Annotated in this window: 25 protein-coding genes; 21 read left to right on the top strand and 4 right to left on the bottom strand. The window is 56.9% G+C overall.

Going from position 1 to position 26,085, the window contains the following annotated elements:
* Window positions 1–131: 131 nt before the first annotated feature.
* Window positions 132–656, bottom strand: coding sequence for a polyhydroxyalkanoate granule-associated phasin (locus tag ABI171_RS12275; RefSeq protein ID WP_348092834.1), 525 nt, complete (start codon window positions 654–656; stop codon window positions 132–134).
* A 251-nt stretch (window positions 657–907) separates the two neighbouring features.
* Here ABI171_RS12275 and surE point away from each other — a divergent pair, with 251 nt between their 5' ends.
* The 5 genes from surE (at window position 908) to rlmD (ending at window position 6,142) form a co-directional block, all read left to right on the top strand.
* Window positions 908–1,645 (top strand): 5'/3'-nucleotidase SurE, encoded by a 738-nt coding sequence (gene surE / locus ABI171_RS12280; protein WP_348092835.1) that lies wholly within the window; start codon window positions 908–910, stop codon window positions 1,643–1,645.
* Window positions 1,642–2,541, top strand: coding sequence for a protein-L-isoaspartate(D-aspartate) O-methyltransferase (locus ABI171_RS12285; RefSeq protein WP_348092836.1), 900 nt, complete (start codon window positions 1,642–1,644; stop codon window positions 2,539–2,541). The genes surE and ABI171_RS12285 overlap by 4 nt, the downstream gene beginning before the upstream one ends.
* A gap of 109 nt (window positions 2,542–2,650) precedes the next feature.
* A complete protein-coding gene (locus tag ABI171_RS12290) occupies window positions 2,651–3,637 on the top strand; it encodes a peptidoglycan DD-metalloendopeptidase family protein (RefSeq protein WP_348092837.1) in 987 nt (328 codons plus the stop codon).
* The gene (gene rpoS, locus ABI171_RS12295) at window positions 3,638–4,669 is read left to right on the top strand and encodes an RNA polymerase sigma factor RpoS (protein WP_348092838.1); all 1,032 of its coding nucleotides are present in this window, start codon (window positions 3,638–3,640) and stop codon (window positions 4,667–4,669) included.
* A 123-nt stretch (window positions 4,670–4,792) separates the two neighbouring features.
* Window positions 4,793–6,142, top strand: a complete 1,350-nt coding sequence (rlmD, locus tag ABI171_RS12300; RefSeq protein ID WP_348092839.1) for a 23S rRNA (uracil(1939)-C(5))-methyltransferase RlmD — start codon at window positions 4,793–4,795, stop codon at window positions 6,140–6,142.
* A gap of 66 nt (window positions 6,143–6,208) precedes the next feature.
* Here rlmD and ABI171_RS12305 read toward each other — a convergent pair whose 3' ends face one another.
* Window positions 6,209–6,904 (bottom strand): Bax inhibitor-1/YccA family protein, encoded by a 696-nt coding sequence (locus ABI171_RS12305; protein ID WP_348092840.1) that lies wholly within the window; start codon window positions 6,902–6,904, stop codon window positions 6,209–6,211.
* A 294-nt stretch (window positions 6,905–7,198) separates the two neighbouring features.
* Here ABI171_RS12305 and ndk point away from each other — a divergent pair, with 294 nt between their 5' ends.
* The 16 genes from ndk to ABI171_RS12385 all read left to right on the top strand — a co-directional run bounded on the left by ndk (window position 7,199) and on the right by ABI171_RS12385 (window position 23,723).
* Window positions 7,199–7,615, top strand: coding sequence for a nucleoside-diphosphate kinase (gene ndk / locus ABI171_RS12310; protein ID WP_348092841.1), 417 nt, complete (start codon window positions 7,199–7,201; stop codon window positions 7,613–7,615).
* A 76-nt stretch (window positions 7,616–7,691) separates the two neighbouring features.
* Window positions 7,692–8,867 carry a 23S rRNA (adenine(2503)-C(2))-methyltransferase RlmN gene (gene rlmN / locus ABI171_RS12315; protein WP_348092842.1) on the top strand — a complete coding sequence of 392 codons (1,176 nt, stop codon included), beginning with the start codon at window positions 7,692–7,694 and terminating at the stop codon, window positions 8,865–8,867.
* Between the two features lie 8 nt (window positions 8,868–8,875).
* Window positions 8,876–9,706, top strand: coding sequence for a type IV pilus biogenesis/stability protein PilW (pilW, locus tag ABI171_RS12320; protein ID WP_348092843.1), 831 nt, complete (start codon window positions 8,876–8,878; stop codon window positions 9,704–9,706).
* The gene (locus tag ABI171_RS12325) at window positions 9,699–10,667 is read left to right on the top strand and encodes a RodZ domain-containing protein (RefSeq protein WP_348092844.1); all 969 of its coding nucleotides are present in this window, start codon (window positions 9,699–9,701) and stop codon (window positions 10,665–10,667) included. Before pilW ends, ABI171_RS12325 begins: the two co-directional genes overlap by 8 nt.
* Before the next feature lie 13 nt (window positions 10,668–10,680).
* The gene (gene ispG, locus ABI171_RS12330) at window positions 10,681–11,943 is read left to right on the top strand and encodes a flavodoxin-dependent (E)-4-hydroxy-3-methylbut-2-enyl-diphosphate synthase (RefSeq protein ID WP_348092845.1); all 1,263 of its coding nucleotides are present in this window, start codon (window positions 10,681–10,683) and stop codon (window positions 11,941–11,943) included.
* A gap of 51 nt (window positions 11,944–11,994) precedes the next feature.
* Window positions 11,995–13,398 (top strand): histidine--tRNA ligase, encoded by a 1,404-nt coding sequence (hisS, locus tag ABI171_RS12335; RefSeq protein ID WP_348092846.1) that lies wholly within the window; start codon window positions 11,995–11,997, stop codon window positions 13,396–13,398.
* Window positions 13,399–13,448: 50 nt separating this feature from the next.
* Window positions 13,449–14,099, top strand: a complete 651-nt coding sequence (locus ABI171_RS12340; RefSeq protein WP_348092847.1) for a tetratricopeptide repeat protein — start codon at window positions 13,449–13,451, stop codon at window positions 14,097–14,099.
* A 39-nt stretch (window positions 14,100–14,138) separates the two neighbouring features.
* Entirely contained in the window at window positions 14,139–15,296 is a 1,158-nt protein-coding gene (gene bamB, locus ABI171_RS12345; RefSeq protein WP_348099298.1) for an outer membrane protein assembly factor BamB, read from the top strand.
* Window positions 15,297–15,303: 7 nt separating this feature from the next.
* Entirely contained in the window at window positions 15,304–16,647 is a 1,344-nt protein-coding gene (gene der, locus ABI171_RS12350) for a ribosome biogenesis GTPase Der (protein ID WP_348092849.1), read from the top strand.
* A 146-nt stretch (window positions 16,648–16,793) separates the two neighbouring features.
* Window positions 16,794–17,030, top strand: a complete 237-nt coding sequence (gene hfq, locus ABI171_RS12355; RefSeq protein WP_019141241.1) for an RNA chaperone Hfq — start codon at window positions 16,794–16,796, stop codon at window positions 17,028–17,030.
* Window positions 17,031–17,081: 51 nt separating this feature from the next.
* Window positions 17,082–18,206, top strand: a complete 1,125-nt coding sequence (hflX, locus tag ABI171_RS12360; protein WP_348092850.1) for a GTPase HflX — start codon at window positions 17,082–17,084, stop codon at window positions 18,204–18,206.
* 132 nt (window positions 18,207–18,338) lie between these two features.
* Window positions 18,339–19,643, top strand: coding sequence for an FtsH protease activity modulator HflK (hflK, locus tag ABI171_RS12365; RefSeq protein WP_348092851.1), 1,305 nt, complete (start codon window positions 18,339–18,341; stop codon window positions 19,641–19,643).
* Window positions 19,643–20,539: a protease modulator HflC gene (hflC, locus tag ABI171_RS12370; protein WP_348092852.1), complete on the top strand. Its 897-nt coding sequence runs from the start codon at window positions 19,643–19,645 to the stop codon at window positions 20,537–20,539. Before hflK ends, hflC begins: the two co-directional genes overlap by 1 nt.
* A gap of 174 nt (window positions 20,540–20,713) precedes the next feature.
* Entirely contained in the window at window positions 20,714–21,862 is a 1,149-nt protein-coding gene (locus tag ABI171_RS12375; protein ID WP_348092853.1) for an ATP phosphoribosyltransferase regulatory subunit, read from the top strand.
* Between the two features lie 3 nt (window positions 21,863–21,865).
* On the top strand, window positions 21,866–23,179 hold the full coding sequence (locus tag ABI171_RS12380) for an adenylosuccinate synthase (RefSeq protein WP_348092854.1): 1,314 nt from the start codon (window positions 21,866–21,868) through the stop codon (window positions 23,177–23,179).
* A 7-nt stretch (window positions 23,180–23,186) separates the two neighbouring features.
* Window positions 23,187–23,723 carry a phosphoribosyltransferase family protein gene (locus ABI171_RS12385; RefSeq protein WP_348092855.1) on the top strand — a complete coding sequence of 179 codons (537 nt, stop codon included), beginning with the start codon at window positions 23,187–23,189 and terminating at the stop codon, window positions 23,721–23,723.
* A gap of 69 nt (window positions 23,724–23,792) precedes the next feature.
* Here the strand turns inward: ABI171_RS12385 and ABI171_RS12390 are convergent, their stop codons facing one another.
* Window positions 23,793–25,007: a Gfo/Idh/MocA family oxidoreductase gene (locus tag ABI171_RS12390; protein ID WP_348092856.1), complete on the bottom strand. Its 1,215-nt coding sequence runs from the start codon at window positions 25,005–25,007 to the stop codon at window positions 23,793–23,795.
* A gap of 2 nt (window positions 25,008–25,009) precedes the next feature.
* Window positions 25,010–26,062, bottom strand: a complete 1,053-nt coding sequence (locus tag ABI171_RS12395; protein ID WP_348092857.1) for a sugar phosphate isomerase/epimerase — start codon at window positions 26,060–26,062, stop codon at window positions 25,010–25,012.
* Window positions 26,063–26,085: the final 23 nt, after the last annotated feature.

The raw sequence follows: 26,085 nt of genomic DNA on the forward strand, positions 1-26,085 counted from the left end.
ATTATTGCATCTGACCAAGCAGTGTTTGATCCGGTCTTGCAGGTAGTGTATAAAAGAGAGAATCCTCAAGCTGCGTCACTCATCTGCGATGAATAAACAGCCGAGATACCCCTCTTGCCGACTACCGGCCCTCAAAGTTTCTTCAGCCGCTTAGCATTCGCAGTGGCCCGTGCATGAAGCGGCTGCAACCCCGTCTGCGCAATATTCGCCAGCGAAGTATTGAACTGCGAGACTGCCTCAGCAGAATCGAGCATGGTGTCATGCGCCAGTTTGCTTTGGCGATGTCCCGACTGGTGCAAGCTGTTGCTGCTGGCGACCGACATCAGGTTGGCGGTGCCGTTCAGCATTTGCTGGATCGCCAGGCGGGCGGTTTCCTGGTGCATGCTCATCATCCGGATTGCCATTGCGTGGGCGGATTCGGTGATCGCTTCGATTTTTTCCTGGCTCATCAGATTGAATTCATTGCGGTCGCGCTGGCTTGGCGCGGGGCCGGCCATTGCCATGCGTGCGGTGCGGTGGCCGATTACCTGGGCCGACGCGCTCATCATTTCTCCTGCCTTGAACATCAGGTCGGCCCATGCGCTGATGGAGGCGGCGGGGTTGCTTGAACTATCCGGGCTGGCGGTGATAGGGTTGCGGATGCGATACGATTTCATGGTGACTCCTTGGTGGTCTGACGACGGCAAACACCGGTGTGCTCATCCGAGTAGTCTTGATAGCGCTAACAATACCTGTTTTTATTCAAGCATTGTGGATTTTATGCGGCGGCGCAACATAATTTTGCAATTGCGTTGTTTTGGTATATGAAAAGCAACTAATACACTGTGAAAAGTGTCTCTCTCGTGCAGTTCGTTAAATTTCCCAAATCTTCATAAATCAGTAACATTGCTTCAGGTAAAATCCCAGTATGAAAATTCTGATCAGTAACGACGATGGCTACTTGGCGCCGGGTATCATTGCCCTGGCAAACGCGCTGGCGCCGATTGCCGAAATCGTCGTGGTAGCCCCGGACAGCAATCGTTCCGGCTCTTCCAATTCATTAACGCTGGATCGTCCTTTATCTGTCCAGCGCGCCGAAAACGGTTTCTATTTCATTAACGGCACGCCATCCGACTGCGTTCACGTGGCGTTAACCGGCTTGTTGAATTTTCGTCCAGACCTGATCGTTTCCGGCATCAATCAGGGCCAGAACATGGGCGACGATACACTGTATTCAGGTACCGTGGCGGCGGCTACCGAGGGCTTTCTGTTCGGGATTCCTGCCATCGCTTTTTCGCAGTTGCACAAAGGCTGGGATGAGCTGGAAGCGGCGGCCATGGTGGCGCGCGATATCGTCGAGCGGCGCTTTGATAATTTGCCGCAGCCTTATCTGTTGAATGTGAATATTCCTAACCTGCCTTACGCTCAGTTGAAGCCGGCGCAGGCGACCCGGCTCGGCAAGCGGCATGAATCGGAATCGGTGATCAAGGCGCAAGATCCACATGGCCGCGACATCTACTGGATCGGGCCGCCGGGCGGCGCGCGCGATGCGGGCGAGGGCACCGATTTCCATGCCACGGCCAATGGCCACGTCTCGATTACGCCTCTGCAAATAGACTTGACGCACGCGGCTCAGTTGGATGCGCTGAGGAAAGATTTGTCATGACCGACAAGGCCAAGCGTTTTCCGTTGCCGCTGTCATCGGTAGTCGATAAAAAACCCAACGCTGACCGCAGTAACCGCAGCGTGGCGACGCCGCAGACTGCGACCAAGAACGCTGCCTGGGAAAATTCCCGCAACACGCCTCGGTCCGGCGCCGGATCGGGAGCTTCGCCGGCTTCATCGCCGCCGAAGCCGGCGGCAAGCATGCCGATGGCGCGTGCGAGCCAGACCGCCAGTCATGTCGACCGTTCCAGTTCGATGGTTTCCGAGGGCGTGCGCAAGGCCATGGTGGCGCGCGTTGCCAAGCAAGGTGTGAGCGATGTCAAAGTCTTGGCGGCGATGGAGACCGTGCCGCGCCATATGTTCATGGAGCCGGGTTTGTCGAGTCAGGCCTATATTGATGCTTCTTTGCCGATTGGCCATCATCAGACCATTTCGCAACCGTATATCGTCGCTCGCATGATAGAGATCATGCGCGACAACCAGCACGGCGGGGTCTTGAACCGGGTGCTGGAAATCGGCACCGGTTGCGGTTATCAGGCGGCCGTGCTGTCGCTGGTGGCTAAGGAAGTGTATTCGATCGAGCGTATCAAGCCGCTGCATGAACTGGCGCGCAGCAACTTGCGCCCGCTGCGGATTGCCAACATCCGTTTGCATTACGGAGATGGTATGCTTGGGCTGCCGCAAGTGGCGCCGTTCGACGGTATCATTCTGGCGGCAGCGGGACTTGAAGTGCCGCAAGCGTTATTGGATCAAATGACGATCGGCGGCCGCCTGGTGGCGCCGGTCGGTTCCCGTCATCAAGTACTGCAGCTGATCCAGCGAACCAGTAAGTTTGATTGGACCAGCACCACACTGGAAGACTGTCATTTTGTGCCTTTGCGCGCCGGCACGGCTTGAGAATTGTCTGTTGGCGCGGTAATTGCACTGTAGCTGGCGAAAAATATTGACGAATAAATTGACGAACAATCAGCGACCAAGTCGCCATACTAATTTTAATGTAATGAGAATGAAGAAAACTCGCTTTATCGCTTTGGGAGTAATGATCGGTACGCTGGCAGCATGTACCACTCCGCGTACCCCCGCTCCGGTCGTCGAGCGCCGCTCCGGCGGCAGCGTCGCCACCACCGGCGCAGCCACACCTGATACGCCGCGTGCGGCTGACGGACGCGGTTCTTACACCGTCAAGCAGGGCGATACCTTGTACCGGATTGCCCTTGAATTCGGCCAGAGTTATCGTGACATCGTAGCCTGGAACAAGCTGGACAACGCCAACGACATCAAGGTCGGCCAAGTGTTGCGGGTGCAGCCGCCAGATAGCGGTTCTGGAACGGCTGGCGGTGCCCAGATCGGCAGTGTGGCAACCGGTTCGGGGGTCGAAGTAAGGTCGTTGGGCTCGTCGCCATCGGCAGCCTCGAGTGGCAGCGGCAATGGCGTCAACAAGAGCGGGCCGCGTGGCGATAAACGGCCGTATTCCGATGCGGCGTTGGCGGAATTGCAGAAGCCGGATGCCGCGTCATTCTCAGATGTTCCTAGAGCTGCCTCCGTGCCGGCTATAGTGGCTCCGGCCGCCGCCGTAGCTGCCGCCGGCACCGCAACACCGCCGGCGGCAGCGTCGTCGGGCGATGAAGATAAAGTGGACTGGATGTGGCCGGCCGAAGGCAAGCAGGTTGGCGCCTTCGATCAGGGCAAGAAAGGTATCGATATTGCCGGTAAATCAGGGCAGGCTGTGGTGGCTGCGGCTGGCGGCAAGGTGATGTATGCGGGTAGCGGTATCCGCGGCTACGGTAATTTGGTTATCATCAAACATACTAATAACTTGTTGTCCGCTTACGCGCATAATAAGACCATTCTGGTGAAGGAAGGCCAGACTGTGAGCAAGGGCCAGAAAATTGCCGAGATGGGAAATTCGGACAGCGACGTGGTCAAGTTGCACTTCGAAATTCGCCAGCAAGGCAAACCTGTCGATCCATCGAAATTCCTACCAAATCGCTAAATGAGCAAACGGCCGGCAGATCATCAAGACGAAGAGCATGAGGTCTCATCGGAGCAACTGGCCGATGATGGGCGTGATGACGACGACGTCGATGCTGTCGCCGCCGAGCGGGATAGCGATGACGAGGTGGTGGTTGACGGCGTCGTGGTGGTGGTTGATGGCGTCGAGGAACTGAAGAAGGTGTTGGCGGCCGAGCTGTCCACCGACACCACCCAACACTACCTGAACCAGATCGGCACGCGGCCGCTGTTGACAGTGGCCGAAGAAGTCCATTTCGCCACCTTGGCGAAGCAGGGCAATTTCGACGCCCGGCAGAAAATGATCGAACACAACCTGCGGCTGGTGGTGTCGATCGCCAAGCATTACATCAACCGAGGCGTCGCTTTGCTTGATCTGATCGAGGAAGGCAATCTCGGCCTGATGCGGGCCATCGACAAGTTCGAGCCCGAGCGCGGTTTCCGTTTCTCTACCTATGCGACCTGGTGGATACGCCAGAGCATAGAGCGCGCCATCATGAACCAGGCGCGCACGGTGCGCTTGCCGGTCCATATGGTGCGCGAGCTGAACCAGATCCTGCGCGCCAAATATCACCTGGAAGCCCAGCATCACGATGGCAAGGACGCCAGCGCCGAAGATATTGCGCATCTGGTCGACCGGCCGGTGGAAGACGTGCAAGACGTGCTGGCGCTGTCCGAACATGCCGCCTCGCTGGATGCGCCGCTAGACCAGGATCCGCTGGCCAGCCTGATGGATCTGTTGCCTAGCGCTACCGAAGAAAATCCCGATTCCCGTGCCGAGCAGCAAGAAACCTCGATCCTGGTGCGGGTCTGGCTGGACAAGCTGACCGACAAGCAGCGCAATGTGATCATGCGTCGCTTCGGGCTGGATAATGACGATCCGTCCACCCTGGAAGAGCTGGCTGCGGAAATCGGCGTCACGCGCGAGCGGGTGCGGCAAATCCAGCAAGAGGCGTTGCTCAAGCTGAAACGCTTGCTGGGCGCCAAGGGTGTGGGCAAGGATTCGTTCCTGTAAGCAGGTTTTAGCTTGCCAACCTGATCTGTGTTGCCTCGCATGAGGCTATAATTTCGAGCTATTTTCTTTCTATTTCCAGGGTTGTCCCCGATTTCTATATAGGGCGACCTGTTACTGCCTCCTATGCAACAAGACATTATCGATATCAAATCCCTCGACATGGACGCGCGCGGGATCGGCCATTTGAAAAATGAAGATGGTACGCAAGGCAAGGTGATCTTCGTCGAAGGCGCCTTGCCGGGCGAGCGCGTCAGCTTCCAGTCGTATCGCAAGAAAGCCAAATGGGAAGCGGCGACCATGACCGCCTTGCACAAGGAATCGGTGATGCGGGTCAAGCCGCAATGTGCCGTGTTCGGCGTTTGCGGCGGTTGCGCCATGCAGCATCTGGAGGCCTCGGCCCAGGTCGCGATCAAGCAGCGCGTGTTGGAAGATAACCTGTGGCATATCGGCAAGGTCAAGGCGGAATCGATGCTGCGGCCGATTTACGGGCCGACCTGGGGTTACCGTTATCGCGCCCGTATTTCGGTGCGTAACGTGCCGAAAAAGGGCGGCGTGCTGGTCGGTTTTCATGAGCGGAAATCCTCCTACATCACGGACATGAAGCAGTGCGACATATTGCCGGCGAATGTTTCGGCGATGCTGCTGCCGCTGCGGCGGCTGATTGCTTCCCTGACCTTGATTGAGGATATTCCACAGATCGAGCTGGCGGTCGGCGAAGGGCCGCAAGGCAAAATTACCGCACTGGTGCTGCGCATCATGGCGCCGTTGGCAGGTGACGACGAAGCCAAGTTGAAAGCCTTCGCCGATCAGTACCAGGTGCATTGGTGGTTGCAAGCAGGCGGCCCTGATACCGCGTATCCGTTTTATCCGGCGCAGGGTGAGCTGTATTACACCTTGCCGGAATTCGGCGTGCGGATGCCGTTCAAGCCGACCGATTTCACGCAAGTGAATCATCAGATCAATCGCGTCCTGGTGGCGCGCGCCCTGCGTTTGCTGGATGTGCAGCCGCAAGATCGCGTGGCCGATCTGTTTTGCGGGTTGGGAAATTTTACTTTGCCGTTGGCGACGCAGGCGCGTGAAGTTGTGGGCATCGAAGGCAGCCAGGCGTTGATCAACCGCGCCGGCGAGAACGCCGCCGTGAACCAACTGGCCGGCAAGACAACCTTTTATTGCCGCAACCTGTTTGAGGCGACGGCTGAAGATTTCATCGCCCTGGGCAAGTTCGACCGCATGCTGATCGATCCACCGCGTGATGGCGCTGCGGCTGTGTGCGAGGCAATCGTCGGCCTGGCCGCCATCGACAAGAGCTTCATGCCACGGCGGATTGTCTACGTGTCCTGCAATCCTTCAACGCTGGCGCGCGATGCCGGTTTGCTGATCGCGGGCGGCTATCGTTTGCGCCAGGCAGGGGTGGTAAACATGTTTCCGCATACCGCGCACGTGGAATCGATCGCGGTGTTCGAACTGGCTTGAGTTTCCTGGTTATAAATAAAGAAAACCGGCTAAAGAGCCGGTTTTCTTTTATCCATCGTGGTTTGCTTAATTCCGGTTGCCGCCGAAAATACCCAGCAAGGAAAGCAGATTGACAAAGATGTTGTAGACATCAAGGTACAGGCTCAAGGTTGCTGAGATGTAATTTGTCTCGCCGCCGTTGATGATGCGCTGCACGTCATACAGGATGTAAGCCGAGAAAATCGCAATCGCAATGACCGATACTGCCAGATAAAGCGCTGGGATTTGCAGGAAAACATTGGCCAGCGACGCCAGCAGCAATACAACCACGCCCGCAAACAGCCATTTTCCCATATTCGAGAAATCACGTTTGCTGACAGTAGCGATACTTGCCATAACGACAAAGACGCTGGCGGTGCCGCCGAAAGCCATCATGATCAGCGTTGCGCCATTGGAGTAGCCAACCAGCGTATGGCCAATCAGGCGCGACAGCATCAAGCCCATGAAGAAAGTGAAGCCGAGCAGCAGCAGTACGCCCCAGCCGGTGTTCTTGGTCTTTTCAATTGCATAAAAGAAACCAAACGCTACGGCCATGAATGCCATGAAGCCGATCAGCGGGCTGTTCCGGAAGAACGTGAAATCCATCTGGACCCCAAGCCAGGCGCCGGCAATCGTCGGCAGCATGGACAGCGCCAGCAGCCAGTAAGTGTTGCGCAGCACGCGATGTTGCGCGCTGAGCGCAGTGCTGCCTGGTGAATAGGTTGGTTGCAGGTTTGGGTTCATTAAGGACTCCTTTGGAAATTGCAAAAGTATTAAACTGTTGCGATCATAGCACTTGCTAACGACATCTTTACATCAGACAGCAAACCGGCAAAGTGGTTCTCGACGGGTTTTGAAGCGCTTTCCCGGCGCTTCTTACCGATTTTATAGGATAAGCACCTTGCGTTTTGGCTAGTTGTGACGATTCTATACGGGTGTTTCGTGTTAAAATCAAAGGTTGATTGAACTATTAGCCAGTCACTCATTTAATCCTTTCATAAAACACTTTAACCCTTTCTTTTTATTGGAGTTTTTCAGATGGCAATTGAACGCACCCTGTCGATTATCAAACCAGACGCAGTAGCAAAAAACGTAATCGGCCAAATCTACACCCGTTTTGAAAACGCTGGCTTGAAGATCGTTGCTGCCCGCATGACCCAACTGTCGCGCGCAGAAGCTGAGGGCTTCTACGCTGTTCACAGCGCACGTCCTTTCTTCAAGGACCTGGTTGACTTCATGATCTCCGGTCCAGTCATGATCCAAGCCCTGGAAGGCGAAAACGCCGTGTTGAAGCACCGCGACCTGATGGGCGCAACCGATCCTAAGAAGGCAGAAAAAGGCACCATCCGTGCTGACTTCGCTGACTCGATCGATGCGAACGCAGTGCACGGTTCGGATGCAGTTGAAGCCGGCAAAGTTGAAATCGCTTATTTCTTCCCGGCCCTGGCTGCTTAAATTGTTGTTGCGGGGTGGGCGCGGCTTGTGCATCAAGCCGTAACTGCCCTGCGTAATATAGAAAATTGGAAATGCCATGACTGCTCTCACCAACCTGCTGGATCTGGATCCCGCACAACTGACCGCCTATTGCGGCGAGTTGGGTGAGAAGCCGTTTCGCGCCAAACAACTGCTGCGCTGGATACATCAATTCGGCGCGCACGATTTCGACGCAATGACCGATTTGGCGAAGTCATTACGCGACAAACTGGCAACCCGGGCGATGATCGCCGCTCCCGCTGTGATCAGCGATCACACCTCGACCGACGGCACCCGCAAGTGGCTGCTCGATGTCGGCCAAGGCAATGCGGTAGAGACGGTTTTTATCCCCGAAGAAAACCGCGGCACCCTGTGCATTTCGACGCAGGCCGGCTGCGCGGTGAATTGCCGCTTTTGCTCCACCGGCAAACAAGGCTTCAGCCGCAACCTGACTGTCGGTGAAATCATCGGCCAGCTGTGGATGGCTGAATTCGAGTTGCGCAAGTCCAAAGGCGTCGAACCCGGCCATAAAGGCGAACGCCAGATCACCAACGTGGTGATGATGGGCATGGGCGAACCTTTGCTGAACTATGAACCGACAGTGACGGCGCTGAAGCTGATGCTGGACGATAACGCCTACGGCCTGTCGCGCCGCCGCGTGACCTTGTCCACCAGCGGCGTGGTGCCGATGATCGACAAGCTGTCGCAAGACTGCGCCGTGGCGATGGCGGTCTCTTTGCACGCCTCCAACGACACCTTACGCGATGGCCTGGTGCCACTGAATAAAAAATATCCGCTGCGCGATCTGATGGCTGCCTGCAAGCGCTATCTGGAATTCGCGCCGCGCGATTTCATCACCTTTGAATACTGCATGCTGGACGACGTCAACGATACCGACGCCCACGCGCGCGAACTGATCGCGCTGGTGCAAGGCCACACAGGCGGCCCGGTGGTGCCGTGCAAATTCAATCTGATCCCGTTCAATCCGTTCCCGGAATCGGGTCTGAAACGCTCTAACAATCCGCGCATCAAGGCCTTCGCCCAGATTTTGATCGACGCGGGCATCGTCACCACCGTGCGCAAGACGCGCGGCGATGATATCGATGCCGCTTGCGGCCAACTGGCAGGTGAAGTACAAGACCGTACGCGGGTGCAGGAACGTATGCAGAAAATGACCGAATATCAGCAGAAATTCGGAAAGAATTTTGGCCGCATCATCGAGGTGTCTGAGTGACAGATCAAATGAGCAGCAAATTGGGTAACTGGAGTGGCCGTATCGCATTTGCCGCGACGGCCTTGTCGTTATTGGCCGGTTTGAGCGGTTGCGCCAATCCGCCTGTCAGCAGTGACCAGGAAGCCGGTTCGAGCCGCGAACTGGCGACCAGCTCCGACCAGACCGAGGCGCAACGCCGCGCCGGCATCCGTTTGCAGCTGGCGGTCGGCTATTACGAGCAGCATCAGCTGGATGTGGCGCTGGACGAGATCAAGCGCGCGCTGGCCTCGGACCCTGATATGGGCGATGCCTATAGCGTACGCGGCCTGATCTACATGGAGATGGGCGAGAACCGGCTGGCCGATGAAAATTTTCAACGGGCCTTGCGCCTGGATCCGAATAATCCTGATTTCGCCAATAACTATGGCTGGTTCCTGTGTCAGAACGGCCGCGCCAAGGAATCGATAGTCCATTTCCAGACTGCGCTGAAAAGCCGCAGTTACCAGTCGCCGGCAAAAGCATTGACCAACGCCGGCGTGTGCAGTCTCAAGTTAAACGATACCGAGGCGGCAGAGCGTTATCTGCTGCAGGCTTTCCAGTTTGATGCCAGCAACCCGCTGACCAATGCCAAGCTGGCGCAATTGGCGTATGACCGCAACGATTATGAACGTGCCCGGTTTTATATCGGACTCGTATTAAAAATAGATGTGCAAAATGCGGAAGCATTATGGACAGCAATCAAAGTGGAGCGAAAGTTGGGTGACACAGCTGCTGAAACAAGTTTGGTGACGCAATTACGCCGTCGTTTTGCCGGTTCCCCGGAGTTCGCAGCTTATCAGCGCGGGGCGTTTAATGAGTGAGCCGGAACAGTTGAAGTCGGAGAGCGTCGGCGAAATCCACAATCCGGATAATCTGGCAGGGCAAGCTCCCGCAAGCACGGGTCCGAGCACGCTCGGCGCTCAACTGGCCGGCAAGCGCGAACAGTTTGGCTGGTCGGTGGCGGAAGTGGCCAGCCACTTGAAGCTGGCGCCGCGTCAGATAGAAGCAATGGAAGCGGATAATTATGCAGCCTTGCCAACCATGGTCATGACGCGCGGGTTTATCCGTTCCTATGCAAAATTGCTCGGCCTGGACGTGACAGCATCGCTGGCCGCCATTTCGCCTGCGGTGTCCGCGCAACCGATCAGAGCCGCCGCACCGGGACAGTTGTCGACGCCTTTTTCGGAATCCCGTTTCAGCTTGATGGGGCGCAGTAAGTTTGCCTATAAATGGTTGGTGGTGCTGGCTGTGCTGCTGTTGCTGCTGGCAGTGGCGATACGGTTTGATGTGGTGCCGGGTGTGCAGAACGCCTTGCACGCGCTGACCGAAAAAGCGGCGGCGTCGGCTACTTCGGCGGCTAGCGAAGAAGCAGTCGCCTCGTCTGCCAGTAGCGATATCCAGGCGGCTGACAAGGAGGCGAATGCCGCGTTGACGGCTGCGCCAACTGCGACTCTCGCGACTCCCGCAAAAAATGGCGCTGCAGTTGCCGAAGTCGGTGTCAATGCCGGGACAACCTCGGCAGCAACAGCCCCGGCTGCGGCCAGCGGCGGTGAATTGAATCTGAACTTTCGCCAGGATTCATGGGTCGATGTCAAGCGCGCCGACAACACCGTGCTGATTTCGCGCCTGGTGAAAGCCGGCAGCACGGAAACGGTCGACATGTCGCAGCCGGTCAGCATCATTATCGGTAATCTGGCAGGCGTTGACGCGACATTGCGCGGCGCGCCGCTGGATCTGAAGACCGGCTCCAAGACCAATGTCGCCAGATTGAACCTGAAATAAGCTTGAAAGAGAGATGTCCATGAATCTACCGATCGGCTCAGGCCCCAGCGCGCGACGCCTTAGCCGCAGCGCGGTGATCAGTTACGGCGAGCGCAAGATCATGGTCGGCGGCGGCGCGCCGGTGGTGGTGCAGTCGATGACCAATACCGATACCGCCGACGCCATCGGCACTGCGATCCAGATCAAGGACCTGGCGCGCGCCGGTTCCGAGCTGGTGCGCATTACAGTGAACAATCCGGAGGCTGCCGCAGCGGTGCCGGCGATCCGCGAGCAGCTCGATAAAATGGGCATCGACGTGCCGCTGGTGGGAGATTTTCACTACAACGGCCATACCTTGCTGAACGATTATCCAGAGTGTGCCCAGGCCCTCTCGAAATACCGGATCAACCCGGGCAATGTGGGTAAGGGCGCCAAGCGTGATACCCAGTATGCGCAAATGATCGAAGTCGCCTGCAAGTATGACAAGCCGGTGCGCATCGGCGTCAACTGGGGCAGCCTGGACCAGGCGCTGCTGGCGCGCATCATGGACGAAAATGCCACGCGCAGCCAGCCATGGCCGGCGCAGGCAGTCATGTATGAAGCGCTGGTGACTTCGGCGATTGAAAACGCGCAAAGAGCGGAAGAACTGGGGTTGGCGGCCGATCGGATTATCTTGTCGTGCAAGGTTTCCGGCGTGCAGGACTTGATCGCGGTGTATCGCGAACTGGCGCGACGTTGCGATTATCCGCTGCACCTGGGATTGACCGAAGCCGGCATGGGCAGCAAGGGTATCGTCGCTTCGACTGCGGCCTTGTCGGTGTTGCTGCAGGAAGGCATTGGCGACACCATCCGCATTTCGCTGACGCCGGAACCGGGCGGCGACCGCACGCGGGAAGTGATCGTCGGCCAGGAAATTCTGCAAACCATGGGCTTGCGCAAATTCGCGCCGATGGTGATTGCCTGCCCGGGCTGCGGTCGTACCACATCGACGGTGTTCCAGGATCTGGCGGACAAGATCCAGACCTATTTGCGCGATCAGATGCCGGTCTGGAAAAAAGCGTATCCCGGCGTCGAAGGCATGAATGTGGCGGTGATGGGCTGCATCGTGAATGGCCCAGGGGAATCGAAGCATGCGAATATCGGCATCAGTTTGCCTGGCACCGGCGAATCACCGGCGGCGCCGGTGTTCATCGACGGCGAGAAAAAATTGACGCTGCGCGGCGAGCGGATTGCCGAAGAATTTCAGGCGGTGGTGCTGGATTACGTAAAAAGCCATTACGGCCCGCAGGCAGCCTGATCCGAATAAAATTAATCACACTATTAATCACCACTGGTGCTTTGAAAAAGAATGTCAGAAAATAAGAAAGCCGAAAAAATCGTCGGCGTAAAAGGTATGAACGATGTCCTGCCGGCCGATGCGGCCTTGTGGGAATTGTTTGAAAACACGGTTGAGTCGGTGCTGAAGAGCTATGGCTTCCAGAAAATCCGCACGCCTATCGTCGAGCCGACCGCCTTGTTTGCGCGCGGCCTCGGCGCGGTCACCGATATCGTCGAAAAGGAAATGTACTCGTTCACCGATTCGATGAATGGTGACAACCTGACCTTGCGTCCGGAAAGCACCGCCGGCGTGGTGCGCGCGGCAATCGAACATAATCTGACTTACGACGGCCCGAAACGGCTCTGGTATAACGGTCCGATGTTCCGCCACGAGCGGCCGCAGCGCGGGCGTTATCGCCAGTTCCACCAAGTGGGCGCTGAAGCGCTCGGCTTTACCGGTCCGGATATCGACGCCGAACTGATCATGATGTGTCAGCGGCTGTGGGATGACCTTGGCTTGCAGGACGTCAAGCTGCAACTGAACTCGATTGGCGACGCTGAAGAGCGCAATCGTCACCGCGCTGACCTGATCGCTTATTTTGAACAGCATCAGGAGTTGCTGGATGCGGATGCACAGCGTCGCTTGCATACCAATCCGCTGCGTATCCTGGATACCAAGAATCCTGCCATGCAGGCGATGGTCGATGCTGCACCGCAACTGCTGTCGTATCTGGGTACGGAATCGCTCGCGCATTTCGAAGGCGTGCAAAAGATCCTGAACCACAACAATATCCCGTTCACCATCAATCCGCGCCTGGTGCGCGGCATGGACTATTACAACCGTACCGTGTTCGAGTGGGTAACCGACCAGCTCGGCTCGCAAGGCACGGTCTGTGGCGGCGGCCGCTACGATCCGCTGGTGGAAATGTTCGGCGGCAAGCCGACGCCGGCCTGCGGTTTTGCGATGGGCGTCGAGCGCTTGCTGGAATTGATGCGCGCCAACGGCGAACAGGCTCAACGCAACGAATGCGACATTTATCTGGTGCATCAGGGCGAGGCAGCGCAGCTGCAGTCGTTCGTGCTGGCGGAGCGTTTGCGCAATGCCGGGCTGGATGTTGTGCTACATTGCGCCTCGTCGAATGCCGGCGGCAGTTTCAAGTCGCAGATGAAACGGGCTGACGCCAGCGGCGCCGCGTACGCCATCATCATCGGCGACGATGAAGTCGCTAACCATACCGCTACCGTCAAGACCCTGCGTGCCGACAATGACGCGGGGCATGGGCATGACCATGTGGTCGCTGGCGAAAAAGCTGGTTCCGGCAATCAAAGTGTCGTACCTTTCGATGCGGTAAGCGATTATCTGGTTGACCAGATCGTCGGCTCTGGCGATGACCACGGCCACGATCATGGCGATCATGTGCATTATCATCACTGAAATCAGCAGCGCACCTGTCACTATCATCAACACTAAAAACTAAAAATCATATGGCATTCGATCTCGACGAACAGGAACAACTGGCAACGCTTAAGGACTGGTGGAATAAATACGGCAACCTGACCACCTGGACGCTGATTATCGCCCTGGCGGCCTACGCCGGCTGGTCCGGCTGGAATTACTACCAGCGCAGTCAGGCAATCCAGGCGTCGCAGCTTTACGACGAGCAGCAAAAGGCTGTGACGGCCAAGGACAGCGCCAAGGTGCAGCGCGCCGCCGCGGATATCCAGCAGAAATTCAGCCGTACTGCATACGCTTCCATGGCGGCCATGTCCGCCGCCAAGGTTGCCTTCGACGGCAATGACCTGAACGCCGCAAAAGACCAGTTGCAATGGGTGGTCGATCACGGTAGCGATGACGACTACAAAGCGCTGGCAAGAATCCGGCTGGCCGGTATCTTGCTGGACCAGAAGGCTTATGACGATGGCTTGAAAGTGCTGGCAGCCGATTTGCCTGCGCCTTTCGCCAGCGCTGCCGCCGACCGCAAGGGCGATATCCTGGTCGCGCAAAACAAGCTGGACGAAGCGCGCACCGCTTACCAGCTCGCTTTGGACAAGATGGATAGCAAGAATCCCGGCAAACAACTGATTCAATTGAAACTGGATGCGATTGGCGGAGCTCCAGCCAAGGCTGCAGCCTGATAATCCAAGAACATCCGAAAAAGGAAGAATATGCGCGTTATGACTATACCAATGACTATGCGAGCGGTGAAGGTAGCTTCTGTCTGTGCCGGCGCTCTGCTGATATTGGGTGGCTGCTCCTTGTTCAAGGGCAAGGCGCCAAGCAACCCGCCAGCAGCTTTGGTGGAATTCACGCAAAGCCTCAAAGTGCATCCGGCCTGGACGCTGTCGCTGGGTAAATCCGACATCTTCACGTTCACCCCGGCTGTTGCCGGCGACAGCGTGTATGCCGCAGCAGCCGACGGCACCGTGGCCCGCATCAATGCGGCGACCGGTACGGTCACCTGGAAGATCAGTGCAGGCAACCATCTGACCGGCGGCGTGGGCGCTGACGGTACGACTGTCGCGGTAGCCGGCGAAAAGGGTATATTGCTGGCGTTTGACGCACAGGGCAAGAAGCGTTGGCAGGCACAGACTACGAGTGAGATCCTGTCGGCGCCGGCAGTCGGCCAGGGACTGGTCATCGTACGCAGCCAGGATAACCGTATCGCCGCATTCGATGCCGAAACCGGCGAGCGCCGCTGGACCGTGCTGCGCACCTTGCCGCCGCTGACCTTGCGCACGGCGCCGGGCATTCTGATTGTTCCGCAAGCAACATTTTTGTCGTTGCCAGGTGGTCGTTTATCAGCGTTGAACCTGACTAACGGCGGTCCATGGTGGGAAATGGCGATCGGCGATCCGCGCGGCACGACCGAACTGGAGCGGGTTGCAGATGCTTCCGGCATGCCGGTGATCGTCGGCCGTGATGTTTGCGCTGTTGCCTATCAAGGCCGGGTCGGCTGTTTTGACGCCGGCAGCGGCAACGCCCATTGGATCAAGCCGTTCTCCAGCGATGTCGGCGTCGGTAGCGATGGTAAAAACATCTATGCGGCTGACGAACGTGGCGCAATATCCGCGTTCACTGAGGACAGTGGTACGGTAATATGGCAAAACAAGCAGTTGGCCAATCGCGTCCTGACTACTCCGGTAGTATTGGGCAATACAGTCGTTGTCGGTGATTTTGAAGGGTATATTCACTTCTTGTCGCGTGAAGATGGCGCACTGAAAGCACGGATCCGTGCAGATAGCAGCCCGGTCCTGCCGAATCCGGTAGTGGCTGGCTCTAATGTGATTTTTCAAACCAAAGCAGGAACATTGATCGCTATTGCGACAGAGTAAGATTTTAATGAAGCCAGTAATTGCACTTGTAGGACGTCCCAATGTCGGCAAATCGACCTTGTTTAATCGCCTGACGCGTTCACGCGATGCCTTGGTCGCCGATTTGCCCGGCTTGACGCGCGATCGCCATTATGGCGAAGGGCGGGTCGGCGAGCGGCCATTCCTGGTGATTGACACGGGCGGTTTCGAGCCGGTTGCCAAAGACGGCATCATGTTTGAAATGGCCAAGCAGACCAAACAGGCAGTGGCCGAAGCCGACATCGTGATTTTCATCGTCGATGGCCGCCAGGGCCTGACGCCGCATGACAAGACCATCACCGATTTCCTGCGCAAATCGGGACGCTCGGTGATGCTGGTTGTGAACAAATCAGAGGGTATGAAGTACACCTCGGTCACCGCCGAGTTCTACGAACTGGGCATGGGCGATCCTTATGTGATCTCCGCCGCCCACGGCGACGGTGTCGCCGACTTGGTGGAAGAATCGCTGGATCTGGCGTTCGCGCAGCGTCCGCCGGAAGTGGAAGAACCGGAAAGCAAGGATCGCGGCATCAAGATCGCCATCGTCGGCCGTCCGAATGTCGGCAAGTCGACTCTGGTCAATACTTTGCTGGGTGAGGAGCGCGTGATTGCGTTCGACATGCCGGGTACAACCCGCGATTCGATCGAGATTCCGTTTGAGCGCGACGGCAAGAAATATACCCTGATCGACACCGCCGGTATCCGCCGCCGCGGCAAGGTGTTTGAAGCCATCGAGAAGTTTTCGGTGGTCAAGACGCTGCAGTCGATTTCAGAAGCCAACGTGGTGTTGCTGTTGCTCGATGCGCAGCAGGATATCTCCGAGCAGGATGCCCACATCGCCGGCTTCGTGCTTGAAACCGGCCGCGCACTGGTGGTTGGCGTCAACAAGTGGGATGGCCTGACCAGCGACCGTCGCGATGAAATCAAGATAGACATGGACCGCAAGCTGAACTTCCTGTCGTTCGCCAAATTCCATTTTATTTCTGCATTGAAATCGACCGGCATCACGCCGCTGATGAAATCCATCGATTCCGCGTATGCGGCAGCGATGTCCAACCTGACCACGCCGAAGCTGACGCGGGCCCTGATCGAAGCGGTAGAGCATCAACAGCCGCGGCGCAAGGGTTCGATCCGTCCGAAGCTGCGTTATGCCCACCAGGGCGGTATGAACCCGCCTATCGTCGTCATCCATGGCAATGCCTTGGAATCCATCGAGGATAACTATAAACGTTATCTGGAAAAACATTTCCGGGAAACTTTTTCGCTGGTTGGGACTCCATTACGTATCGAATTCAGATCTAGTAGAAACCCTTACGCGCGCCAGGAAAAATAATCTTTTAAAAATATTTTTTTCTAAGCAGTAAATCTGAAAATCGTATACATTCGTAAAACACCCACCGAGTCATTCACTTAGAATCATTTTGGTTCTATATGCGTTTTGCATTTGACTTCTAATCACAACAACACAGTGGAGTAGCCATGAGTAATAAAGGGCAATTGTTACAAGACCCGTTTTTGAACGCCTTGCGCAAAGAGCATGTTCCGGTGTCGATCTATCTGGTCAACGGCATCAAGCTCCAGGGCCATATCGAATCCTTCGATCAATACGTCGTTTTACTGCGTAATACCGTTACCCAAATGGTATACAAACACGCCATCTCAACCGTAGTTCCTGCTCGCGCTGTCAATCTGAATCTTGAATCTGAAGCAGAATAACCATTTGCCGGCCGCTTTGTCCCAAAGCGGGACGGCTACTAGATCGTTCCCATGCGCGCAGCGCTAGTCGGAGTGGACTTCGGCAAAGGTGACTTTGCCGCGAGTCTGGAAGAGCTTTCCCTGCTGGCCAAGTCTGCCGGCGCGTTGCCGTTTGTTACCATTACCGGCAAACGCAGCAGCCCGGACGCCGCCTTGTTTGTCGGTTCCGGCAAAGCCCAGGAAATCGCCGATGCGGTGTTTGACGATGGCCTTGAAATCGTCATTTTCAACCACGCATTGTCGCCGGCCCAGCAGCGCAATCTTGAACGTGTACTCAAAGTCAGGGTGCTGGATCGTACCAGTCTCATCCTCGATATCTTTGCCCAAAGAGCCAAAAGCCATGAAGGTAAAGTGCAGGTTGAACTTGCACAATTGCAGCATCTGGCGACGCGGCTGATACGGGGCTGGACTCACTTGGAACGGCAAAAGGGCGGTATCGGCCTGCGCGGTCCGGGTGAAACCCAGCTCGAAACCGACCGCCGTTTGCTCGGCGACCGGGTCAAGGCCTTGCGTGCACGGCTGGACAAGTTGCACAAGCAGCACGCAACCCAAAGGCGGGCGCGCGGACGTAGCGCAACAATTTCGATTTCGCTGGTAGGGTATACCAACGCTGGCAAATCAACCTTGTTCAATGCGCTGGCCAAAGCCGGCGTGTATGCAGCGGATCAACTGTTCGCTACGCTGGACACTACTACCAGACGGGTCTATCTGGGCGAGGCGGGTAGTGTGGTGATTTCCGATACGGTAGGTTTCATTCGTGAATTGCCGCATCAGCTGGTGGCCGCATTCCGGGCCACCTTGGAAGAAACCATCCATGCCGATCTGCTATTGCATGTGGTCGATGCAGCAAGTCCGGCGCGCATGGAGCAGATCGAGCAAGTGAATCTGGTGCTGAAGGAAATCGGCGCCGATCATATTCCGCAGATTCTGGTGTGGAACAAGATTGACGCAGCGGAACTGGAGCCTTCGGTCGAGCGTGATGAGTATGATAAAATTCAACGAGTTTTCATTAGCGCGCAAAAGGGCATCGGTCTGGATTTATTGCGCCAGGCAATTGCAGAATTTGTGACCCTGAATCCGGCTGCGCCAGCCTATTCGGTCATTCCTGCCGCGGATCTTGAGAATAACCAGATATAGCGGGCGTGCAGCAGTTTTAAACAAATTCTTACAAGTTCTTATCAAACAATTAAAGTAATCGGCGCAACGAATTAAACGCCTCTAACGAGCATTCCAACCTATTTGTTTTATTTACTTAAAGATAACGATCGAATGCTTGGCACCCTATTTAAAAAACTTGGCTTGAAATTTTCGCTGAACGACCCGCAATGGGGTCGTAATTCGCAAAATGACAACAAGCAAAACAACGACGGCAAAAAGCCGAATAACGGCCCTCCGGACCTGGATAAGCTGTGGCAAGACTTCAACCAGCGTCTGACGCGCCTGCTCGGCAATAAAAGCGGCGGTGGAGGCGGCGATTCCAGTGGCGGTGGTTTCAATCCTGGCATGAAGGGCGCCGGTGTCGGCGTTGGTGCGATTGCCGTGGTGGTGGCCTTGCTGTGGCTGGCAAGCGGTTTCTTTACCGTGCAAGAAGGCCAGACCGGCGTTGTGATGACGTTCGGCAAGTACAGCCATTCGACCACGCCAGGTTTCAACTGGCGCTGGCCTTATCCGATCCAAAGCCACGAAATCGTCAATGTTTCGCAGGTGCGTACGGTGGAAATCGGCTATCGCGCCAATGCCAAGAACAAGCAACCGAAAGAAGCCCTGATGCTGACCGATGATGAAAACATCATCGACATCCAGTTCGCTGTGCAATACACGCTGAAGAGCGCGTCCGACTGGATTTTCAACGTGCGCGATCCGGAAGAAACCGTGCGCCAAGTGGCGGAAACCTCGATTCGTGAGGTGGTCGGCAAGAGCAAGATGGATTTTGTGTTGTACGAAGGCCGCGAAAAAGTGGCGCTCGACACTCAGCAACTGATGCAACAGATCCTGGACCGCTATAAGGTTGGTGTGCAAATCACCAATGTGACGATGCAAGGCGTACAACCGCCGGAGCAGGTGCAAGCGGCATTCGACGATGCAGTCAAGGCCAGCCAGGACCGCGAGCGGCAAAAGAATGAAGGCCAGGCCTACGCCAACGATGTGATTCCGAAAGCCCGCGGCGCCGCATCGCGCTTGCTGCAGGAAGCGGAAGCCTACAGCGCCCGTGTTACCGCGAATGCCGAAGGTGATGCCTCGCGTTTCAAACAAGTGTTGACCGAGTACCAGAAAGCGCCTGCCGTGACGCGGGACCGGATGTACCTGGATACGATGCAACAGATTTTTGCGAATACGACAAAAGTGATGGTTGATGCTAAAAGCGGGAGTAATTTATTGTATTTGCCATTGGATAAACTGATTTCGCAATCCGTTTCGAGCGCTACAGCCAGCGCCGCTTCGGGCAGCGCAAGCAGCACTGCCACGTTGCCGTCGACTGTCATGAAAGACGGCGCCAGTACGGTAGAGCAGCGGCCGCAGTCGGATGATCGTTCGCGCGATAGCCGCGACTCCCGCGATCGGGAGGGCCGATAATGAATCGTCTTATCTCGTTGCTGGTAGTTATCTTTGCCGCCCTGTGGCTGTTGTTTTCGACCATTTTTGTGGTCGACCAGCGCCAGTACGCGATTTTGTTCGCTTTCGGCGAAGTCAAGCAGGTGATCAACCAGCCAGGTTTGCATTTCAAGCTGCCGCCGCCGTTCCAGAATGTGCTGTTCCTGGACAAGCGGATCCTGTCTATCGATCCGCCTGACACCGACCGTTTCATTACGGCGGAAAAGATGAACATCCTGATCGACGCCTTCACCAAATGGCGCATTGTCGATCCGAAATTGTATTTCGTCAGTTTCGGCGGCGATGAAAAGCGTGCGCAAGACCGCATGTCGCAAATCGTCAAGGCAGCGTTGAACGATGAAATCACCAAGCGCACCGTGCGCGAAGTCATCTCCGGCCAGCGCGGCAAGGTAATGGATTCGATTCGCACCAAGGTGGCGGAAGAAGCCAAGCAGATCGGGGTCGACATCATCGATGTACGCCTGAAGCGGGTTGACTATGTCGACCAGATCAACGCCTCGGTGTACGACCGCATGAAATCGGAGCGTTTACGGGTCGCTAATGAATTGCGTTCCACCGGTTCCGCAGATTCCGAGAAGATCCGTGCTGATGCCGACAAGCAACGTACCGTGATCCTGGCGGAAGCTTATCGCGATGCGGAAAAGATGCGCGGCGAGGGCGATGCCAAGGCTTCGCAGGTTTACGCCCAGGCATTCGGTCAGAATCCGGAGTTCTACAAGTTCTATCGCAGCCTCGAAGCGTATCGCGCCAGCTTCAAGACACGTCAGGACTTGATGGTGATCGATCCGAATTCGGAATTCTTTAAATATTTCCGTAGTCCGGCAGGCGGTGCGGCGGCAGCGCCGACCAAGAAATAAGCCAGCCGTAGTAAGGATGATGTAGTCCGGGAATGGCGCCCTCGCTTGAGGCGCCATTCCTTATTTTCGACGGCTGCAGATTAAATTAAGTAATATCAATGAATAATATCGATTCACCGATCTTCGGATTCGCGAAAATCGCTGAAAAGTAACCTTCCAAAGACTCATTTTCCTATGCCAAATTGGCTTCTCCCTGAAAATATCGCCGACGTCCTGCCGTCCGAGGCGCGCAAGATTGAAGATTTGCGCCGTCTGATACTGGATAATTTCCGCTTGTACGGCTATGAGCTGGTGATGCCGCCGATGCTGGAATATCTGGAATCCTTGCTGGCCGGCGCCGGCCAGGATACGGATCTGCGCACCTTCAAGCTGGTCGACCAGCTATCCGGCCGCACGCTCGGCATTCGTGCCGACATGACCACCCAGGTGGCGCGTATCGACGCCCATCTGCTGAATCGCGAATCGGTGACCCGCCTGTGTTACGTCGGCAGCGTCTTGCATACCCGCCAGATCGGCTTGCATGCAACCCGTGAACCGCTACAGATCGGCGCTGAAATCTATGGCCATCTGGGCCTCGAAGCCGATGCGGAAATCCAGGAACTGGCGCTGGCGACCCTGGCTCTGGCCGGCATCACGCAAGTGCGCCTGGATTTGTGCCATGTTGGCATCTTGCGCACCATTGTCGGCGGCGATGAAGCGGCCAAAGTGGATGAAAGTGCGCTGGTAGCATTGCTGGAAGCCAAGGATTTGCCCGGTTTGCGTACGATCAGCGTGAATTACAAACCGGAAACCCGGGTCGCCTTGCTGGCGTTGCCAGGTTTGTACGGCGACTCCAGTGTGCTGCAACAGGCGCGGCAGCAATTGCCAGCCTCGCCAGCCATCGCCAAAGCGCTTGACGAACTGGAAACCCTGGCCGAAGCTGCCGGGAAAGATTGTGTAACTGTCGATTTAGCTGATTTACGCGGGTATCATTACGAAAGTGGTTTGATTTTCGCCGCCTACGTGCCTGGTCTGCCGAACGCAATATTGCGTGGCGGGCGCTATGACGTTGGCGCTGCATTCGGCCGTTCGCGGCCGGCGACCGGTTTCTCGATGGATTTGCGAGAGCTGGCAAGACTGATTCCGGTAGCAATCCGCAAGCGCGCGATTCATGCGCCTTGGGGCGTTGAAGCAGGTTTGAAGGAAAAGATCGTTGAATTGCGCAAGGCTGGGGAAGTTGTGATCCAGAGTCTGCCCGGTCATGAAAACGATCAAGACGAATTCGATTGCGACCGCGTGGTTGTACTCGAAAATGGAAACTGGATTATCAAAAATTTGGACTAAGTGATGTTACAGAAAAGCACCGCAAAAAACGTCGTTGTGATTGGCACCCAATGGGGCGACGAAGGAAAAGGCAAGATCGTTGACTGGCTGACCGATCACGCACAAGCAGTTGTGCGTTTTCAGGGCGGCCATAACGCTGGCCACACATTGGTCATCGGCGGTCACAAGACGGCGTTGCAACTGATCCCGTCCGGCATCATGCGCCCAGGCGTCGCTTGCTACATCGGTAACGGCGTCGTGTTGTCGGTGCCCGATTTGTTGCGCGAGATCGATAAATTGCAAGCTGCCGGCGTCGAAGTCGCGTCGCGCCTGAAGATCTCCGAAGCTTGTCCGATCATCCTGCCTTACCACACCGCACTCGATGCGGCGCGGGAAGCGGCGCGCGGCGACGCCAAGATCGGCACCACCGGCAAGGGCATCGGCCCGGCCTACGAAGACAAGGTTGCCCGTCGCGCGATTCGCGTGGCCGACCTGCTCAACGAGAAGCGTTTTGCCGAAAAGCTGAAAGCCAATCTCGAATACCACAATTTCGTGCTGACCAACTACCTGAAGGCGCCGGCAGTCGATTATCAAAAGACGCTGGACGACGCCCTGGCAACCGTCGAACGCCTGCGGCCGATGGTGGCGGATGTATCGAGCGACCTGTACGCAGCCTACAACAACGGCGCCAGCTTGTTGTTCGAAGGCGCGCAGGGCAGCCTGCTGGACGTCGACCACGGCACTTACCCGTTCGTCACATCGAGCAACTGCGTGGCAGGCAATGCCGCCGCCGGCAGCGGTGTCGGCCCCAACATGCTGCACTACATCCTGGGCATCACCAAGGCTTACACCACCCGCGTCGGTTCCGGTCCGTTCCCGTCGGAACTGCCGACCGACCAAGGCGTCGGCAAGCATTTGTCCAGCGTCGGCCACGAGTTCGGCACGGTCACCGGCCGTGCCCGTCGTTGCGGCTGGTTCGATGCCGCGCTGTTGAAGCGTTCGGTACAGATCAATGGCGTCTCCGGCATGTGCCTGACCAAGCTGGACGTGCTGGATGGCCTGGAAACGCTGAAGCTGTGCACCGGCTATACGCTCAACGGCAAGACCGTGGATATCTTCCCGGTCGGCGCTGAAGAAGCGGCGCTGTGCCAGCCTATCTATGAAGAAATGCCAGGCTGGAGCGAGTCGACAGTCGGCGCCAAATCCATGGATGCCTTGCCGGCCACCGCCCGTGCCTACATCAAACGTATCGAAGAACTGGTAGGCGTGCCTATCGATATGGTCTCGACCGGTCCGGACCGCGAAGAAACCATCGTTTTGCGCCACCCATTTAAATAAAAACAATATGAATAAATCAGATGATCAGCACCTATGGGTCTCCTGGGATGAATATCACAGCGTAATCGAAAAACTGGTTCTCAATGTCCATGCCTCCGGCTGGCAGTTTGACCAGGTGCTATGCCTGGCGCGCGGCGGTTTGCGTCCGGGCGACGTGTTTTCGCGCATTTTCGATGTGCCGTTGGCGATCCTCTCGACCAGCTCGTATCGCGAAGATGCCGGGACGGTGCGCAGTGAACTGGATATCGGCAAGCACATCACCATGAGCCGCGGTGCCTTGTCCGGCCGTGTCCTGGTAGTGGACGACCTGGTCGATTCCGGTGTCACGCTGGATAAAGTGCTGCACCACCTGAAGGAAAACTATGCGCCGGTGACCGAGGTCAAGTCTGCAGTAATCTGGTGGAAAGCCTGCTCGTCGTTGAAGCCGGATTTTTACGTCGATTACCTGCCGACCAATCCCTGGATCCACCAGCCGTTCGAAGAGTACGACAGCCTGCGTCCGCATCAGCTGGAAGCATGGAGTAAAAAGGGTGTATCGAGATAATCGGCCGCGCTTGAAAAAAAGCCTCGTTGCAAAGCGCAACGAGGCTTTTTCATTTCGGCGGCCGCCAATTTACGCTTGTTGCTGCAGATTGACCCAACTGGAATCCTGCGCGTGGCTATGCAGTACGGCATCGATAAACGCCATACCTTGCACGCCATCGCTGACCGTGGTCAGGAAACGGCTGCTGTCCGGCGCAGGACGGCCGTCGTTCAACGCTGCGATCTGTAATGCGGCGTCAACGTAGAGTTGGGCAAAAGCTTCCAGATAGCCTTCCGGATGCCCTGCCGGTACGCGCGTGGCGTGTGCAGCCGCCTGGCCGGCGACACGTCCGCGCGTCAGGCATTGGGCCAGGCCGCCTTGCGGCGTGAACCACAGCTGGTTCGGTTGTTCCTGGTCAAACGCCAGGCTGGCTTTGCTGCCGTAAATACGCAGCCTCAGCGCATTCTCGCAGCCGGTGGCGACCTGGCTGGCCCAGAGCGTTCCGCGCGCACCGTTGGCATAGCGCAGCATCACTTGCACATGGTCGTCAAGACGGCGTCCCGGCACAAAGGTGTGCAGTTCGGCCAGCAACTGCGTTGGGGTGGCGCCGCTGATATATTGCGCCAGTTGATAAGCATGGCTGCCGACATCGCCCAAAGTGCCTGCCGGGCCGTTGCGCGCAGGGTCGGAGCGCCAGACCAGAGCACCTGGATCTTGCGCACCGCTTGCGGCAGCCGCAGCAGCGGCAGGAATTTCATCGGCTAGCCAGTCCTGCGAATATTCCACCTGCAGCAGCCGTAATTCCCCTAGCGCGCCGGACTCCACCAGCTCTTTAGCGTGGCGCACCATCGGGTATCCGGTGTAGGTATGGGTCAGTGCGAACACCAGGTTTTTCCGTTGCGCCAGCGCGGCCAGCGCTTGTGCTTCCGCCAGGGAAATCGCCAGCGGCTTGTCGCAGATAACGTGAATCCCGGCTTCCAGAAATGCCGCAGCGACCGGCGCATGCAAATAATTCGGCGTCACAATGGCGACAACGTCGATGGCATCCGTACGGGCAGCTTCCTGTTTCGCCATTTCCTGGTAATCGGTATAGCTGCGGCCTGGTTCGAGGCGCAGCGCGGCAGCGCTGGATACAGCGCGCAAAGGATTGCCGGACAAGGCGCCGGCGACTAGTTCGTAGTGATCGTCAAGGCGTGCCGCCATACGGTGCACGGCGCCGATGAAAGCCCCATCGCCGCCGCCGACCATGCCTAGCCGCAGGCGCCGCGGCAGCCTGGTGTCTTGTTTGCCGTGATTGATTCCCATGCTTAGTCCAATCCCAATAGTTGCGCGATCTGCGCTTGTTGCACCTGGCCGCCGGCAAAATCGTCAAAAGCGCGTTCACTGACGCGGATGATATGACTGCGGATGAATGCAGCGCCCTCGGCGGCGCCGTCTTCCGGATGCTTCAGCGCGCACTCCCATTCCAGTACCGCCCAGCCGGGAAAATCGTACTGCGCCATCTTTGAAAAAATCGCCTTGAAATCGATCTGGCCGTCGCCCAGCGAACGGAAACGTCCGGCGCGATCCTGCCAGCTGGCATAGCCGCCATATACGCCTTGTCGGCCATTCGGACGAAATTCCGCGTCCTTGACATGGAAAGCCTTGATGCGCTGGTGATAGATATCGATGAACGCCAGGTAATCCAGCTGCTGCAGCAGGAAGTGGCTGGGGTCATACAGGATATTTGCGCGCGGATGATGATCGACCGCTTCCAGGAAACGATCGAAAGCGACGCCATCGTGCAGATCTTCGCCAGGATGCAGTTCGTAGCAAAGATCAACGCCAGCCTCATCGAAAGCATCGAGCACCGGGCGCCAGCGCCGCGCCAGTTCGGCGAATGCGGTTTCGATCAAGCCTGCCGGACGTTGCGGCCAGGGGTAAAGATAGGGCCATGCCAGCGCGCCGGAAAAAGTCACGTGCGCCCGCAGGCCCAAACGGCGCGAGGCGATTGCCGCGCAATGCAGTTGATCGTTGGCCCAGGCGCTGCGTGCCGCCGGATTACCGCGCATCTCTGTCGGCGCGAAGCCGTCGAACAAACTATCGTAGGCAGGGTGCACCGCCAGCAACTGGCCCTGGAGATGCGTAGACAATTCGCTGATTTGCAGGCCATGTTGCGCCAGCATGCCGGCAATGTCGTCGCAGTACGACTGGCTTTGCGCTGCTGTTTTCAAATCAAACAGACGGACGTCGGTAGGCAGCTGCAAAGCCTTGTAGCCGAGGGGGGCGGCCCATTCGGCCAAATGTTCCAAAGTGTCGAACGGTGCTTTATCGCCCATGTACTGGGCCAGAAACAGGGCCGGACCGAGTATCGTTTTCACGCTGCAATTCCTTTCTTGCAAGG

This window comes from Collimonas sp. (genome assembly GCF_039923675.1).
Classification (GTDB): domain Bacteria; phylum Pseudomonadota; class Gammaproteobacteria; order Burkholderiales; family Burkholderiaceae_D; genus Collimonas.

What these genes read in the sequence shown, in the direction of transcription:
- ABI171_RS12275 (WP_348092834.1), bottom strand. Translation starts at nt 656, where the DNA reads ATGAAATCGTATCGCATCCGCAACCCTATCACCGCCAGCCCGGATAGT.
- surE (WP_348092835.1), top strand. Translation starts at nt 908, where the DNA reads ATGAAAATTCTGATCAGTAACGACGATGGCTACTTGGCGCCGGGTATC.
- ABI171_RS12285 (WP_348092836.1), top strand. Translation starts at nt 1,642, where the DNA reads ATGACCGACAAGGCCAAGCGTTTTCCGTTGCCGCTGTCATCGGTAGTC.
- ABI171_RS12290 (WP_348092837.1), top strand. Translation starts at nt 2,651, where the DNA reads ATGAAGAAAACTCGCTTTATCGCTTTGGGAGTAATGATCGGTACGCTG.
- rpoS (WP_348092838.1), top strand. Translation starts at nt 3,638, where the DNA reads ATGAGCAAACGGCCGGCAGATCATCAAGACGAAGAGCATGAGGTCTCA.
- rlmD (WP_348092839.1), top strand. Translation starts at nt 4,793, where the DNA reads ATGCAACAAGACATTATCGATATCAAATCCCTCGACATGGACGCGCGC.
- ABI171_RS12305 (WP_348092840.1), bottom strand. Translation starts at nt 6,904, where the DNA reads ATGAACCCAAACCTGCAACCAACCTATTCACCAGGCAGCACTGCGCTC.
- ndk (WP_348092841.1), top strand. Translation starts at nt 7,199, where the DNA reads ATGGCAATTGAACGCACCCTGTCGATTATCAAACCAGACGCAGTAGCA.
- rlmN (WP_348092842.1), top strand. Translation starts at nt 7,692, where the DNA reads ATGACTGCTCTCACCAACCTGCTGGATCTGGATCCCGCACAACTGACC.
- pilW (WP_348092843.1), top strand. Translation starts at nt 8,876, where the DNA reads ATGAGCAGCAAATTGGGTAACTGGAGTGGCCGTATCGCATTTGCCGCG.
- ABI171_RS12325 (WP_348092844.1), top strand. Translation starts at nt 9,699, where the DNA reads ATGAGTGAGCCGGAACAGTTGAAGTCGGAGAGCGTCGGCGAAATCCAC.
- ispG (WP_348092845.1), top strand. Translation starts at nt 10,681, where the DNA reads ATGTCCATGAATCTACCGATCGGCTCAGGCCCCAGCGCGCGACGCCTT.
- hisS (WP_348092846.1), top strand. Translation starts at nt 11,995, where the DNA reads ATGTCAGAAAATAAGAAAGCCGAAAAAATCGTCGGCGTAAAAGGTATG.
- ABI171_RS12340 (WP_348092847.1), top strand. Translation starts at nt 13,449, where the DNA reads ATGGCATTCGATCTCGACGAACAGGAACAACTGGCAACGCTTAAGGAC.
- bamB (WP_348099298.1), top strand. Translation starts at nt 14,139, where the DNA reads ATGACTATACCAATGACTATGCGAGCGGTGAAGGTAGCTTCTGTCTGT.
- der (WP_348092849.1), top strand. Translation starts at nt 15,304, where the DNA reads ATGAAGCCAGTAATTGCACTTGTAGGACGTCCCAATGTCGGCAAATCG.
- hfq (WP_019141241.1), top strand. Translation starts at nt 16,794, where the DNA reads ATGAGTAATAAAGGGCAATTGTTACAAGACCCGTTTTTGAACGCCTTG.
- hflX (WP_348092850.1), top strand. Translation starts at nt 17,082, where the DNA reads ATGCGCGCAGCGCTAGTCGGAGTGGACTTCGGCAAAGGTGACTTTGCC.
- hflK (WP_348092851.1), top strand. Translation starts at nt 18,339, where the DNA reads ATGCTTGGCACCCTATTTAAAAAACTTGGCTTGAAATTTTCGCTGAAC.
- hflC (WP_348092852.1), top strand. Translation starts at nt 19,643, where the DNA reads ATGAATCGTCTTATCTCGTTGCTGGTAGTTATCTTTGCCGCCCTGTGG.
- ABI171_RS12375 (WP_348092853.1), top strand. Translation starts at nt 20,714, where the DNA reads ATGCCAAATTGGCTTCTCCCTGAAAATATCGCCGACGTCCTGCCGTCC.
- ABI171_RS12380 (WP_348092854.1), top strand. Translation starts at nt 21,866, where the DNA reads ATGTTACAGAAAAGCACCGCAAAAAACGTCGTTGTGATTGGCACCCAA.
- ABI171_RS12385 (WP_348092855.1), top strand. Translation starts at nt 23,187, where the DNA reads ATGAATAAATCAGATGATCAGCACCTATGGGTCTCCTGGGATGAATAT.
- ABI171_RS12390 (WP_348092856.1), bottom strand. Translation starts at nt 25,007, where the DNA reads ATGGGAATCAATCACGGCAAACAAGACACCAGGCTGCCGCGGCGCCTG.